Here is a 15,137-nt window from a genome sequence, read left to right on the forward strand (position 1 = left end):
CGCTTCCCGCAGAGGTTCCACGAGTTCTATCATCTCTACTTAACAAGCTTCCGCGAGCATTATCATCCTACCGCTATGAATCCCAATCAGCCGAATACGCTCCCCCCCGCCTACTTCGATGATGTGTACCGGGCCAACGCCGATCCGTGGCAGTTTGAAACTAGCCCCTACGAGCGGGAGAAATACGCTACCACGCTGGCTGCCCTACCTCGCCCGCACTACGAGCGTGCCTTTGAAATTGGCTGTTCGCTGGGCGTACTCACGGAGCAGTTGGCGCCGCGGTGCGGACATCTGCTGGCCATAGATGTAGCAGATGCCCCACTGGAACGTGCCCGGCAGCGGTGTGCGCAGTTGCCGCAAGTGGAGCTCCGGCTGATGCGGATACCAGAAGAATTCCCGCAGGGACATTTCGACTTAATTCTGGTATCAGAAGTAGGCTATTATTGGTCGCCCGAGGACTTAGCCCGCGCTACTAATCTATTACTAGAAGCCCTACCCTCCGGCGGGCAATTACTACTAGTACATTGGACACCTCCTGTGCACGACTACCCCCTCACTGGCGACGAGGTGCACGAGTTTTTTCTGCAAAAAGCCGAAGCCACTGGCCCCTTACGCCACGTGCACGGCCAGCGCCAGGAAACCTACCGGCTGGATTTGCTGGAGAAGCGGTAGAGCAGCTACGCAGGTAGCGTGCTCTCCACTGCTGCCAGTGGGGTGTATTGTTTCAACAATGCCCGCAACTCAGCCACCGCTACCGACAGCGCCACCGGCGGCCACCGTTGTACCCATTGCCGACGGGCAGCCTGTTCCTGCTGCACGCGCTGCCACAAAGCACCAAATGTAGCTGCTTGCTCTATGGCCCGCCGCAACGCCTGTTTGGTAAGACCAAGCACACTGGCTACCCTGCCACTGACAGCGTGCAGAGCGGGACTAAGCACAGCCCCTGTTATGTGACCATCGGCTTTGATTGTTTGCCAGAGCTGCCGCAGTTGCCGACGGGCCTGCCATTGCGTGGCTAGTTGCGGGCCGCTAGCCACCAATGGTTCCCGTAATTGCTCACTCAGGGCAGCCCATTCCCGCAATTGCCACGACAGCCCCACCGCCACGCGCCCTTCCTGCCTGGCCGAGGTGATAACCCGCACGTCGGGGCTGTGCCGCACACGCAAATCATGATAACATAGCGCTTGGTATAGCGCTTCGTCCTCCAAGTAGGGAACTACAGGTAGGCCCCCTACCTGCTCGTAGGCCGAAACAGTCAGAGCAAAGCTGGCCCCAAAGTGCTGGTGATGGCGTGGCCAAGCATCCGCTGGGCTAGGGTCAATCAAGTGTTCTAGCTGCGCCGCCAGCAGGCGGTAGGCCGCATCACGCAAGTGGTAGCGTCGCACCGGGCAGTTGCGCTGTGCCGACGCTTCAGTCAGAATACGCCCACCTACAGCATCGGCACCCGCAGCTATTTCGCCCGCAATGTCAGTCAGCCAAGTAGGCGTCACACGAGTATCGGCGTCGGTGCTGGCAATAATGCCGTGCTGACGCCCTACACTGCGTAGGCGGCGGGAAGCCTCATCCATCAGTAAGCGACGTGCCTTCCCCACATTGGCCTCGGCGGGCGGTAGGGTGCGTTCTACCACGTGCAACACCAGTTGCGGATATACCAGTGCCATTTGCCTGGCCACGTGTGCGGTGGCATCCTGGCAATTGTTTGCCAATACGATTACCTCATAGCTGTACGGAGATAAAGCCTTCCCCTGCTTGTCTACTTGTGCGGCCAGTGCAGCCAGCGTAGCAGGTAGGTTTTCGGCTTCATCTTTAGCCGGAATAATAACGGAGCAAAGCAGTTCGGGCCGGGGGGGAATTACCACCAAGCTACTATCGGATAGCAGTGGTGCAGCGGCTGCTTCGCAAGCCGCATGGAAGCGCGAGGGTAGGACAGATGCCATGGCTTCCCTCTACGCGAATTGTTCGGCTAGGGCTACAAACCAAAGCGGCTTTCCTATTGGTAGGAAAGCCGCTTTGGTTTGTAGCCCTGAACTTGTTACTAATTAGGTGTTATTAGACCGTTAGTCACAGTTTCGGATTGTGGAATAGGCCACACATAGTTCGGGCTAGAAGGTGGGATGGCTGGCACTGAGCTTTTCGCAGGAATTGTAGCGTTTAGACGCATAATATCAATATTCCGAATGCCCTCACCTAAAAACTCTATTCGACGTTCTAACAGTACCGCGCCTACGGCTGCATCTGTTGAAGCAAAAGAGGTATAGGCTGCGCCTTTAGAGCGTGTGCGCACCGCATTTAGTAGCGCTAAGGCACGAGCATCTGCGGGGCCATTGTTGCGGAATAATGCTTCCGACAGGCTTAACAACACTTCTGCATAACGCATCACGGGCGCCTTATCTATATAAGGCGTACCACCGCGGTACTTGGCTAAGTAGGTATTACCTCCACTTGTAAGAAAAAAACCTACCCGGCGGTCATCAGTAGCGGAGAGGGCGGTGGTATTAGCTAGAATTCCGGTAGGATTCAAATAATATTCGCCGCCACCAGTAGGCCCACCAGGATTCTGCGGAGGCAAATAATAGAAACCTAGCTGGTTCTGAGTGCCCGGAGTATTTTGTGCTGTGAAAGGAAAGGACAGAATGCTTTCAGCGTTTTCAGTGCTAAATACAGCGGCAATTGAAGCATTCAAGCTGTGCGGTACACCGCTAGAAGCGGTGAAGGGTGCCGCAGTTGGAACAATTTTATTAGCCTCTGTAACAACGTTGCTGTACTGCCCCATCGTCAGATACACCCGCGTTTTCAGCGCGATAGCTGTATTTCGGTGCGCCCGCGTTGAGTTTGTGGCTAGATCAGCAGTTGCAGTGCCGTAAGTAAGTGGCAAATTCTGCTCAGCGAAAGTCAGATCGGATAGAATCTGCGCGTATACCTCAGCTACTGTGCTACGAGCCAAATCATTGCCGCCGGCACCAGTTTCGGCTTGCAGTCGTAGCGGCAATCCTGGACGACTTCCCGCGCCATCGATATACGGGCGGGCGTATAATTGTAGCAGAGAGTAATAACTCAATGCTCGTACAAAGCGTGCTTCAGCCTGGTATTGAGGCACTGTTACAGTAGCGAAATCAGCAGGAAAAACGGGCGCCACATATTTAGCTGTATTTGCCTCAAGGCCAACTAAAAAAACATTCGCTTGGTTGATAGTCTGATAAGCAATTCCCCACAGACTAATTACGTCGTTTGAGGAAGTTTCTGTCAGAGTATGATTCCAAACCTGAGCTGCTGTAACACTATTGGACGTACGGTTGATAAAATCGTCCGCACGCACATCACCATATACTTGGTAACGCCCCCCTAAGAAGCTACCTGACTTAGCATATGCGTACAGATTATTGATCTGCAATCTAATACGAGTTGGTGTATCAAATACTACTAAATCCGAAATAGCAGTTTTGGGTACAGGGTTTAGTTGTTCGTCAACATTACAGGAGGCCACTCCTATTGCTAGAAGCAACGTGCCTAATGTTACTGTAACTGTATTTGTTAGTGAAATCTTCATCAGAAAGCTGTGTTTAGAAACCAATGTTGAAGCCGACAGTATAGGTACGAGCCTGACCTACCGAGTTGCGGTCAACGCCAGCACCCGTATTGCTAGCACCGTTCGACGAAATCTCAGGGTCGATACCCGAATACTTCGTGAGCAGCGCGGCGTTCTGCACTTGCGCGTAAACGCGAGCACTTGCAATACCTATCCTATTAGCTAGAGTTGAGTTAAGTGAGTAACCCAGAGTTACATTACGCAGACGAGCGAAATCACCTTTCTCCACATTAGACGACATGATTAGCCCTGAACCGTTCGATATGTTGTCGCCATATACAACTCGCGGCCATTTAGCATTAGCGTTTTCATTGGTCCAGCGGTCCAGAATATCGGTTTCATTATTCCAGAAGCGCTGATCATGCAAACCTGCTTTAGTACCATTGTAGATATAATTCCCACCTGAGTACTGAATAAAGAAGTTTAGGTCGAATTGTTTGAATCGGAACGTATTATCAATACCACCATACCAAGTTGGTAGTACTGGGCCGTAAAAAACACCATCTGTTACTTGGTTCGGAGCAGTAGTGGCCTGACCATCTAAGGTAGTCCAGCCTGAACCTAAGTGATCATATTGGACTACCGTACCATTCGCTTTTTGGATCATTCGACGTCCATTGGCGGGATTCACACCTAATGATGGAATTGCTAGAATTTCGCCCACCGAACCACCTACCCGTGTGAAGTTCACGGTTTCTAAGCCAGATGTAGCCGTAGGAATCTGCTGGCCTTCTGTTACCAGAGCCAGTACTTCATTGCGCTGTGTTGTTATGTTGCCGCTTACTACCCAACTGAAATCCTGCTTTTGAAATACATTGGCTTTCAAATTGAATTCTATGCCTTGATTACGCATCGAGCCAATGTTAGCGTCGATAGAGTTACCAGGAACTCCTTTTGAGGGAGACAGTGGTACAGCCAGAATTAATCCATCAACGGTGTTACGATAATAAGAGAAGTCACCAGTTAGTTTATCTTGTAACAAACCGAAGGAGAAACCAACATCCAATTTTTTACTTGTTTCCCAAGTCAAATCTCTGTTACCAGCATTGCTATAGCCTAGTGTAGCATTTGAACCATACAATCCTGAACTGTACAGAGAAAGGGTAGTGAAGTCTCCGACGCCTTGACTATTACCAACCTCACCGTAGCTACCCGTAAACTTCAGGAAGCTCACTGCATTTGCTAACCCTGAATTTTTCCAGAAGTTTTCTTCTGTAATAATGTAACCCAGACCACCACCATAGAAGTTACCCCATTTTTCATTGCCCCATGCCGAGTAACCATCACGACGCGCATTAAATGAAAGCAGGTATTTTTTTCCAAAGTCATAGCTCAAGCGACCGAAGTATGATAGCAAGTAGTTCTCTCCTTGCGCAATACCAGCTACAGAAATATTGGTAAAGTTGCCTAGGTAGGTATCAAAGAAGCTATCGGCTACTTGCGTACGTTGGGCTCCCCAACGCTCCACATTTGTTTTCTGTTGCTCTCCACCTAAAAGCAAGGACACATTGTGGTCACCGAAGGACCGGTCGTACTGGGCTGTGTTTTGCCAGTTCCAGCGTTTGTTCGTACGATAGTAATTAGTAGCATTACCACCCGTACTGAAACCATCACCTGCCAGCGCGGTATAGAATAACTTATCCTCAAACCCTAGGTTATCGATACCATAATTTGTACGTACGTTCAAGCCCTTCAAAATTTCCCAGTTAGCATATACGCTACCCTGTATTTGGTTGCTCTCTGACGTAAAGTAATTGTAATTCAAATCAACTACAGGGTTAAAGTAACTTGGTACTAGAGCGGAATTTGGTGGAGCCGGATTAATGTTAGCGCCTGGTCCTACGTTAGCACCATTTATGGCGGGGCTACCATCAGCATTATATGCTGGAATGTTTGGTGGTAACACCAGTGGTGCACGGCCCAGGCCAGCTACGCTAAAAGCAGATCCAGAAAGAGAACCTGAGTTGGGGGCGCTATTGTAATTATTGGAATAGCCAATGCGGGCACCAACTGTAAAGTTTTTGTATACTTTATGATCAACATTCACACGTGCGGAGGTACGCTTAAAATCATTGTTTTCCAGCATGCCTTTCTGCTTCGTATAACCGACCGAAGCGTAAAAACTAGTTTTTTCTGTACCTCCGGAGAAATTAATTGTATTGGACGTGGAAAAGCCCGTACGATAGATGTAATCGTACCATTTCGTATCTATTAGATTGCCATTGGCATCATAAGATGGCCGAAAACCTTCTGTTTGGACTGGAGGTGGTGTTCTGCCAGCGGCAAGCGCAGCTTCAAGTTGATTTGCATTCAAGTTGCGTACTGCCTCATTCTTAATTGTCATGTAGTCCTCGGCACCCAATACGTCGTATAGACGTACTGGCTTTGTCCAGCCAGACCAAGAGTCGAGTGATACTTTGCTTTGGCCCTTTTTGCCGCGCTTAGTGGTCACGAGGATAACACCACCGGCAGCACGCGAACCGTAGATGGCTGCTGCGGCTGCATCCTTCAGTACCTCAATGCTTTCAATATCATTTGGGTTGATATTGCTTAGCGGGTTGTTGGGGGCGTTGGTAGCCGAGTTATCACCACTGTATGTAGGAATACCATCGATTACATACAAAGGCGACGAACTGAGCGAAATAGAGTTTACACCCCGAATCCGCACTACTGGTGGGTTGTTTAACACCCCATTAGGCGTAGTGATGTTCACGCCGGGCGCTTTGCCCTGCATAGCCTGCTCGAAGCTCTGCACCGGACGTTGGGCTACATCAGAACCAGAAATAGTAGCTACAGAGCCCGTCAGTTCGCGCCGAAGCTGCGTGCCATATCCCACTACCACTACTTCATCGAGACCTGTAGTATTGGCTGCCAGTGTTACATTAATGGTAGACTGCCCACCAATAGCGACTTCCTTGCTATCATATCCAATGAAAGAATATACTAGTGTGTTCGCAGCGGCCGGTATAGATAGGGAGTATCCGCCTTCAGCGTCAGTAGAGGTGCCTTGACCACCTCCTTTTACTACAACGGTGACACCCGGCAATGCCGCGCCATCCGAGCCTAGTACTTTACCGGTAATAGTCCGCACTTGCGCCCACAGATCATGGGTTGACAATACGAATACGGTAAGTAGAAACAAGAGTAGTGTTTTCCTCATGTGTACTTGTGTGAGTGGTTAAGAGTATTTCAATGGATGCGTCTAATAAACAACATAATCCTAACATCACAATAGATTAACAAACATTTTTCCTATACAAAAGCTAAATATTTATAAATCTGTTCTACAAACTATACAATTACTATCTCCCTTTATAATGCATATAAAGGCTATTTTAATGATAGTAATCCACTTTCACAAGCATATTCAGTCAATAGTGTACAATTAATTTATCAACCTTTTCAGTTGCACAATACGAAGTATTTCGTAAAACAAGTCTTAAAAAGAATAGCGCCTTTCCACTAGATGGAAAGACGCTATATGCTTATATTCAAATAATAGGTTTTTCTTAAAAAGCTTCTCCAACGGCGAAGATGATACCGGAGTTACCGCCCGAGCCTACCCCATAATCGAGGCGGATATTTAGCCGGTCGCGGCGGTTGAAGCGGAAGCGTGCCCCTACCCCACCAGCTAGTTTCGTACCATCGAAGCTGTAATCTTTCAGGTTGTAGCCTACCTGACCGGCGGCAATGAATGCGGCGATATCGAAGCGCCAGAAGAGCTTTTGGCGGATTTCGGCCTGCGCTGTGGTAAACTGACGGTCGCGGAAGCGAGCTTCGTAGATGCCACGCATCAGGTAAGCATTATTATAGATAGCTCCACCCAAGGTAGCACCCATACCACCTAGCTCTCGGAAAGGCACATCACCGGAATGGTACTGGCCTACAAACTGCAAAGCCAGAATGGTATTGTTGGATCCAAACAGAGGGTTGAAGTGGCGCGCATCGATCTGGTAGCGGGTAAAGCGGTAGTCGCTGCCTAATGCGCCGCCGTTGAACAAGATGTGTGCATCTACAAAGTTGCCGCGGTACGTGGCCAGTACATTGTCGCGGCCATCGTAGAGCAAAGCAGGTCCTACCCCAGAGCTGATGGTGCCGTTGCGCTGTTCGCCTAGCCCCCGAAAGTTTTCACCAGCGCCTAGCTGCGCATACACAGGCGGTACGCTCTGATACTTTTCTGCCTCACGAAGCTCCACATCACCTAAGTTAGTGAGGCGGTAGCGGACACCTACGAATAGGTTGGGAGCAGCCTTCGCCAGGGCTTTTTCGTCAAACACAAACAGCGGGTACTGAATACTTACCTTATCGCTTTTGCGCGTATTGTTACCAATACCGAAGTAGTCGAAGCGTAGATCATAGTAGCTTAGCTCACCTGAGAAGTAGAACTTCTCGTCGGGGGTAAAGATGGTGTGTGTGAGCTGAATGGTGGTTTGCTTTTTCTGGCTGAACCATGCAATAAGCCGCACATTCGACTTACGCACAGTAGTATCGGTACCGAAGCGCCATATTGGTAGAATAGCAGCTCCCACGGCAAAACCCGTCTCCTGCTGATAGAATGCAATAGGCACCGGAATGAAACTTGGCTTATCGCTGGGGCTGAAATCCAGCTTACGCGTAGGCACACGGCGGGGCGTTAGCAGAGACGTAGCGGGCTGGCGGTCGGCCAATAGGCCCAGGGTAGGCGCCGGCGCTGCCGCGGGTTCCGCTGCTGAGGCCAGGAGGGTAGTAGGGGGCGACGCCACTACAGAATAGGGCGCCGTAGATTGAGCGGCCGCAGACAGAGCCAGTCCGGATAAGACCAGCGGCAAGTAGAGAAAGCGCATAAAAATGCCAGGCAGAAAAAGGTGGAAGTCAGGAAGTCTGGTGGCCCAAAAGCACGGCGCCCCACAACGCATCTGACTAAGATTTCTGCACTAACGCAACAGAGCCTGCTACGGTTTTAGGCAATAGCCGATAACGGAATAGATAGCACGCCGGCCAGCATAATCCACTTGCACCACGCGCTGAGCTGCGCAAAATGTCGCCGACGGTCGGCGCGCCGCAGCCGGTACCCCATTCCAAGCATAGGCAACAGGCAAAATACTACCAGCCAGCCTCCTAGCCACAAGTACCCCGTACGAAACGCTTCCAACGCCACCCCACCGGTCAGGAGTAGCAAGCACAGCAGAAACGCTCCAGCTACCCATTTCGCCCGGCTTACGCCCCACAGAATAGGTAGGGTGCGGCAGTCGTGCTGCGCATCGCCGCGCATATCTTCCACGTCTTTCACTATCTCGCGCACCATTGTGAGCAAGAAAGCCGCCAGCGCATAGCCCCACGGACCCGATTGCCCTGTACGAGCCTGCAGCTCGGGTAAGAGCACCAAGGCCGCTGTGAGCGTGGCAATGCTGGCGTTTCCAGCCAGCGCCACTCGCTTAAACCGCACCGAGTAGCCCCATAGCAACAGCGCCGACCCCACGTGCACCAGCCCCAGCAACGGCGACAGTACCCCCGCCACCACAATGCCGATGCCCGACAGAATGAGGTGGGCCATCATGGCGTGGCGCCGGTTGATGAGGCGGCCGATAACGAGCTGGCCGGGCCTGTTCACAGCATCAATCTTCACATCGTAATAGTCGTTAATGATGTAGCCGGCCGCCGACACACATAGCGTAGCCAGCACCAGCAACGCAAACGGCGACGCTACTACTACCCGCCAGGAGGCTGTGGGTAGCAGCGTTGCCCGCACTAGCAGCAGGCATAATCCCATCAGCAACAAGTTGGGCAACCTGATTAGGCGGGCTAATTGCCGGCTCCTTTCAACCCAAGACAGGTTCCCAGCGGGTGTTGATGGTTCCATAAAAGATACACGGTGAGTCATGAAAACACAGAACCGATACTAAAGTAATCTATTGTAAATCAGCAGTATAATTTCAAAACAAAGCTGTGCAGGAAGTATGCCGTCGTCCTATCTACTACTTGCCCGGTTTACGGTACTGGTATAGCGCAGGCAGGGGTATTGGCCTCTGCAGAAATGATACACTCCACCTTCTTTTATCTCCTGCGCAGGTTTATTTATCACTTCTTTCTATGCATAAAAAGAAAGCCTCTCCGACTGTGGAGAGGCTTCTTTACTAAGGTAAGATGCCAGTGGATCGGGTGACCCTACAGTTTCTTTACATTCACGGCGTTTACGCCTTTGCGACCTTCCTGGGTATCAAATTCCACGCGGTCGTTCTGTTGAATCTGGCCCCCGTTAAGGCCGGTAATGTGGACGAAGAAATCTTCCTTCGTGCCGTCTTCCGTAATGAAGCCGTAGCCCTTCGACTCATTAAAGAATTTTACGGTTCCTGTTTTCATGAAAAAAAGCAAATGGGGTGAATGGATGAGCGGGTAAAGTTAGAGGGATTTCGCAAAAACGCAACCCCTCTACTACGCGTCCTTTCAAAAAGATAGCGCTTTTACGATAAAGGCTCATAGCCACCCCTTTTGTGCCTACCAGGTGCCCTGGCTTTTCATGGTTGCCTCCAGCAACTCCCGCACAGCCCCGCGGCCACCGGCGCGCTGGCTCACATAATTGCTGATGGCAAGAACATCCGGGGTAGCGTCGGCGGGGCAGGCGGCTACGGCGCAGCGGCGCATGGTTTCCACGTCGGGCACATCGTCGCCCATATAGGCAATATGGGTAGGGTCGATGCGGTGCAGGTTGATGTAGGAGTTGAAGATCTTCATCTTGTCATCTACCCCTAGGTAAATGTCATATACATCCAACGACTCCAACCGACGCCGCACGCCTTCTTCCTCGCGGCCCGAAATTACCACCACACGGTACCCTTTGCGCAACGCATGCCGGATGGCGTAGCCGTCGTGAATGTGAAAGGCCCGGGCCTGCTCGCCCGAGCTCAGAGCCAACATGGTTCCGTCGGTCATCACCCCATCCACATCCAACACAAACATCCGAATGGCAGTCAGATCAGGCGTATTCGTTATTTCCATAAGGTGAAATGGTGAGATGGTGAGATGGTGAGATAGTGCGGTATTCCTCCTACCCTATCTGAACAGCTAGCGCTGACGGAGAGGCCAGAACGATAATCGCACCATTTCACTATCTCACCATTTCACTACTTTATTGATTATCGCGCCACTCGTAGACCCACTTGGCTTGAATTTGCTCTAAGTGGCCTTCGTTGGCTTGTTCGCGGGTGCCCTCGAAGTTGGGCAGGGACAGTACCCAGTCGATAAGTTCGGTGAAGCGGATGCGATAGATCTTCGCCTCCGTGAAATCGTCGCCGAACTTCTCGTAGAGGGCCATGGCCACGTCTTCGTGGTCGCTCCACTTCATGGGTGGCTCAAAATGATTCATTTTGGAAGTATTGAGTGTTGAGTTTAAGTATTGGATTTTAAGTGATACTGAAATGAGCCATTTGCAAACAACTCAACATGCACCGCTTAAAACTCAACACTTCATTAGTGCCCCAGGAAATTTTGGGTAGGAATCAGGACCTCCAGCTCGTCGGTAGCGGCTTGCACCACGCACTGGCAAGCCAGGCGCGAGTTGATGCGGGGGTTGATGGCACGGTCGATGAAGTCCTCTTCTTTGTCCGAAATTTCGGGTAGAGAATCTTCGCCGCGCTGCACGTACACGTGGCACGTGCTGCACCCGCATACGCCACCGCAGTTGTGCTGCAGCTGTACGCCATTGTTGAGGGCCACGTCCAGTACCGACTCGCCCTCAACGGCTACGTGGGTCTGATCGGGCTGCCCGTCCTGAAACTTGAAATGTATATTGACGACTTTCACGGGAAGTGGCTAGGTAATTAGCAAAGAGGGGCAAAGGTACGGATGCCTCCCCCCGAATCAAAACCAGCCGGCTGCCGGCCTGCTTGCTGCTCCTGAATGCTGCGGGATACGGCTGCATACACTTCCTGCCACGTAGGGTGGGCGTGCAAAGCGGCCTGGTGCCGGGCAAGGGTAGGCGCATCGTGCCGGGCCGCTGGGCCGGTTTGCACCGTGAAGGGGGGGTAGGCTAAGGCTTTCTCTACCGTCTCGCGCACCAGGGGCGCCACCAGCTCGAACGGCAACCCAGCCTCCTGCAGCAGCGCATGACTGATGCCGAGCACGTGATTGGTGAAATTGCCGGCAAACACAGCCGCCGTGTGCAGCAACAGGCGCTGCTCGGTGCTGAGCAACCGCACGTCCTGGCTCAAGGTATGCGCCAACGCCAGTAGCGTGGCTTGGCTGGCGTCGTCGGCAGCTTCTATGCAGAGGGGCAGCGTGACCCATTCTACCATCCGGCCGGGGCTGAATGTTTGCAGGGGGTAGAACACGCCTCCACGCAAGTGGGGGTAGGGCGCAAACACCGCTAAGGGCAACGCCCCGGCTGTGTGCGCTACCAGCGCATGAGCCGGCAGTTGCAGCTGGGCCAGCAGTGGCTCTACAGCGGCATCGGGCACGGCTAGCAGCACCACTTCCACTTCTAGCTGGCGCAAATCGGTGGTGGTGGTAGAGTGGGCACCGGACAGTTGCTCGGCCAGCACCGTGGCGCTGGCTGCCGTGCGGCTCCACACAGCACTAACTATATGACCGGCCCGCAACAAGGCTGGTCCTAGTTGGGTGGCTACCCGACCAGCACCCACTAAGCAAATACGCATGTAGAAATGAGTTTAAAATGGTAAGTCGTTGTCAGCTATAGACAACTGCACCCAGCAGCGCGACGACGTAACGTCGCAATATTTCTGCTGATGATACTATCTTAAGCATAGAAAGCACGTAGTGTTTACTGCTTTGTTTTCCGGTAGCCGTTCGGGCTGCTGTAACTTCCTCTTACACTGGCCTCAATACAAACGCTTTTTTACTGAAACACTTTCTACATGCAACACTTATACACTACCCCGGCAACGCGCCCCGCGCGGCGTGGACTGGGGCGCCTGCTGGGGCTGTGCGCGCTGGCGCTTGGCTTGCAGCTGCCTGCTCAGGCCCAGCTTGCCTATAATCAGTATACCAGTGAAAATGTAGCCGGTACGTACACAGACTTGGGTAGCGCGGGTACGGCTATTGCCACTGCCAACACCGACGATGCCAACTCGACGGCCCAGAATATTGGCTTCAGCTTTCGGTATAATGAGCAAAATTTCACGCAGTTTGTACTGAACACCAACGGCTACCTGCGCCTGGGTAGCGCGGCGCCTTCTACCACGTATTTTTTCAGCGACCCGGATAATTTCAGGGGTGGCCCGCTGGACAGCAACAATGCAGCCGACGTGAACCTGCTCCTACCCTTCAACGAGGACCTGACGGCGGGCACCAGCCCTACGGAGTACCGTGTAGCTACCACGGGCACGGCCCCTAACCGGGTGTGTACCATTCAGTGGAAAAATGTGAGCGATAAAGCTCGCGGCAGTAATGCCAGCCAGTACGCCAACCTGTCGTTTCAGGTGAAGCTCTACGAAACCAGCAACACCATTGAGTTTGTGTATGGCCCGGCCACAGGCGGCTCTACACCAGTACCGTACAAAACCGTTGCTATTGGCATCAAAGGGAACAACGCTGCAGGCAGCAATAGCGCAGCCGACGTGCTATCGCTCTACAAAGAAGCTAGTACACCCTGGGCGCAGGCACAGTTTGTGGGATACGTTACCTTGTTCGATATTGTGAATACAGTGGTGCCTACTGCGGGCCGTACTTTCCGCTTCAACACACCGAAAGCCAACGACGCAGCGGTAACGTCCGTTTTCACCTATGGGCAGATTTCGGCACAGGCAACGCCCCATGTTCCGCAGGCTCTGGTATTAAATACGGGTACGAATACGTTGGCCAGCGTGTCCGTCACGCTGACCGTAAGTGGCGCTACTACCTTTACGGCCACCAGGACGGTCACCAATCTACCGAAGGGAGAAGTGGCGCTAGTAACCTTCCCCTCCTACCCTGTGCCTACCAGCGGCACCAATAACCTCACGGTGAGCATCGGCAACGACGCCATCAATGGCAACAACCAGCAGTCTGTTTCGCAGGTTATCACCACCAATACGCTGGGCTACCAAACGCCCAACCAGCCCTCGGAAGCATCGTTCATAGACGCTGGCGCCAATAGTGAGATTGCCTCTAAGTACCGCATCAACCAATCGACGACGGTAAGTCAGGTGAAACTGAACTTCGCACAGGCTAATGTTGCCTACCCTTACCAGGTAGTGCTTTACGACACACTGGGTGTAGGCGGCGGCCCCGGCAATGTGTTATATACTTCCACCACGCAAACGCGCCCAACAGCCGCTGGTCCTGTTACGGTTGCCATTCCGAATACAGTGGTCAACTCGTCGTTCTTTGTAGCGGTGCGCGCCACGCAAGGGCCCCTGGGCCTGGGCGCACAGATAGAAGAACCATTCGTGCGACCCACTACCTTTTATGTCACTGCACCAAGTATAGGAATTACTACGTGGGAACCGCTTGAAGAAGATGAAGACTTCTATTATCTGCGGCCGGCCATTGATGTAGTATTCGGCGCTGTACCACCCTGTCAGACGCCTGTTAATCTCCGGTTTGCTAATGTCACGACTACTTCAGCTAATCTTACCTTTACGGCTTCGGCTAGCACAGGACCGTATGTAGCTGAATACGGCCCCGTAGGTTTCACACCAGGCTCAGGCACTACGGCTGCCAGTGCTACCTCACCTATCTCGCTCACGGGCCTTGCCGCCGCCACTATATATGATGTATATATCAGTAAAAACTGCGGCGGCACAGCCGGCACCAGCGCCCGCTACGGCCCCCTGAAGCTGACTACCGCCTGTCAAACTGGCTCCGGCACGATACCCTATGCGGAGACGTTTGACCAACTAGCTACTATACCTTGTAATATTTCCGTACTAGATGCTAACCAAGATGGTTTCAGCTGGAGATTGGTGGGTATTACGGGCGGCTCCAACGCTGTATTGTACGAATATAACTCTAAGAATACCTCTATTGGAGCCGATGACTGGATTTTCACGCGGGCACTGCCACTTGTAGCTGGACAGCCGTACACGGCTGGGTTCCGGTATTTTGTTGGTACGTTCAACAATACGGTGTTTCCGGAAGGGTTGGAAATCAAATACGGTACGGCTCCCAATCCGGCAGCCATGACCAATACTGTTTATTCCAATACAAACCTCACGGCAACTACCTTCACTACCCAAACCAGCCAGCCCATTGTGCCGGCCACCAGCGGGCAGTACTACATTGGGTTTCATGCCATCAGCGCTCCGAACTCCTTCTATCTAGTGTTGGATGATCTGACGGTGACAGGACAAGCAACCCTACCCGTAAACCAAGCCCTTTCGCGCGCTATTGAGGCCTACCCTAATCCCACTACGGGCTTGATACGGCTGAACCTGAGCGCTAGCAACGCCCGCCAACGGAGCGCTACCGTGTTCAACACGCTGGGCCAGGTAGTACTCACGCGCCCGCTCAATACGGCTGCTGAGCAGCAACTCGACCTCTCTACTCTTAGCAACGGCCTCTACACAGTGCAGCTACAGTTAGACAATGATCTAGTGGTGAAGCGGGTAAGCGTGCAGAAATAAAGTCGAATTATTGC

General features: G+C 52.3%; 12 protein-coding genes. 2 read left to right on the plus strand and 10 right to left on the minus strand.

Going from position 1 to position 15,137, the window contains the following annotated elements:
• The first annotated feature begins 75 nt into the window (after positions 1-75).
• Positions 76-672, plus strand: coding sequence for a class I SAM-dependent DNA methyltransferase (locus MUN82_RS14995; RefSeq protein WP_245091718.1), 597 nt, complete (start codon positions 76-78; stop codon positions 670-672).
• Between the two features lie 5 nt (positions 673-677).
• Here the strand turns inward: MUN82_RS14995 and MUN82_RS15000 are convergent, their stop codons facing one another.
• From MUN82_RS15000 to MUN82_RS15045, 10 genes are all read right to left on the minus strand, one after another.
• Positions 678-1,937 (minus strand): glycosyltransferase family 2 protein, encoded by a 1,260-nt coding sequence (locus tag MUN82_RS15000; protein ID WP_245091720.1) that lies wholly within the window; start codon positions 1,935-1,937, stop codon positions 678-680.
• Between the two features lie 98 nt (positions 1,938-2,035).
• Positions 2,036-3,547: a RagB/SusD family nutrient uptake outer membrane protein gene (locus tag MUN82_RS15005; RefSeq protein WP_245091722.1), complete on the minus strand. Its 1,512-nt coding sequence runs from the start codon at positions 3,545-3,547 to the stop codon at positions 2,036-2,038.
• Positions 3,548-3,560: 13 nt separating this feature from the next.
• Complete coding sequence (locus MUN82_RS15010; protein WP_245091724.1) at positions 3,561-6,704, minus strand: SusC/RagA family TonB-linked outer membrane protein; 3,144 nt, start codon at positions 6,702-6,704, stop codon at positions 3,561-3,563.
• A gap of 391 nt (positions 6,705-7,095) precedes the next feature.
• Complete coding sequence (locus MUN82_RS15015) at positions 7,096-8,409, minus strand: BamA/TamA family outer membrane protein (protein ID WP_245091726.1); 1,314 nt, start codon at positions 8,407-8,409, stop codon at positions 7,096-7,098.
• 116 nt (positions 8,410-8,525) lie between these two features.
• A complete protein-coding gene (locus tag MUN82_RS15020) occupies positions 8,526-9,335 on the minus strand; it encodes a geranylgeranylglycerol-phosphate geranylgeranyltransferase (RefSeq protein WP_245091728.1) in 810 nt (269 codons plus the stop codon).
• Between the two features lie 395 nt (positions 9,336-9,730).
• The gene (locus MUN82_RS15025) at positions 9,731-9,925 is read right to left on the minus strand and encodes a cold-shock protein (protein WP_110978692.1); all 195 of its coding nucleotides are present in this window, start codon (positions 9,923-9,925) and stop codon (positions 9,731-9,733) included.
• A 135-nt stretch (positions 9,926-10,060) separates the two neighbouring features.
• On the minus strand, positions 10,061-10,561 hold the full coding sequence (locus tag MUN82_RS15030) for a KdsC family phosphatase (protein WP_245091730.1): 501 nt from the start codon (positions 10,559-10,561) through the stop codon (positions 10,061-10,063).
• A 130-nt stretch (positions 10,562-10,691) separates the two neighbouring features.
• Positions 10,692-10,928: a Fe-S cluster assembly protein IscX gene (iscX, locus tag MUN82_RS15035; protein ID WP_245091732.1), complete on the minus strand. Its 237-nt coding sequence runs from the start codon at positions 10,926-10,928 to the stop codon at positions 10,692-10,694.
• A gap of 104 nt (positions 10,929-11,032) precedes the next feature.
• Positions 11,033-11,365 carry a 2Fe-2S iron-sulfur cluster-binding protein gene (locus tag MUN82_RS15040; protein WP_245091734.1) on the minus strand — a complete coding sequence of 111 codons (333 nt, stop codon included), beginning with the start codon at positions 11,363-11,365 and terminating at the stop codon, positions 11,033-11,035.
• Between the two features lie 17 nt (positions 11,366-11,382).
• Positions 11,383-12,216, minus strand: coding sequence for a Rossmann-like and DUF2520 domain-containing protein (locus MUN82_RS15045; protein WP_245091736.1), 834 nt, complete (start codon positions 12,214-12,216; stop codon positions 11,383-11,385).
• 219 nt (positions 12,217-12,435) lie between these two features.
• Between MUN82_RS15045 and MUN82_RS15050 the strand changes: the two genes are divergently transcribed.
• Positions 12,436-15,123 (plus strand): T9SS type A sorting domain-containing protein, encoded by a 2,688-nt coding sequence (locus MUN82_RS15050; protein WP_245091738.1) that lies wholly within the window; start codon positions 12,436-12,438, stop codon positions 15,121-15,123.
• Positions 15,124-15,137: the final 14 nt, after the last annotated feature.

It is taken from the genome of Hymenobacter aerilatus, from assembly GCF_022921095.1.
In the GTDB taxonomy this organism is placed as follows: domain Bacteria; phylum Bacteroidota; class Bacteroidia; order Cytophagales; family Hymenobacteraceae; genus Hymenobacter; species Hymenobacter aerilatus.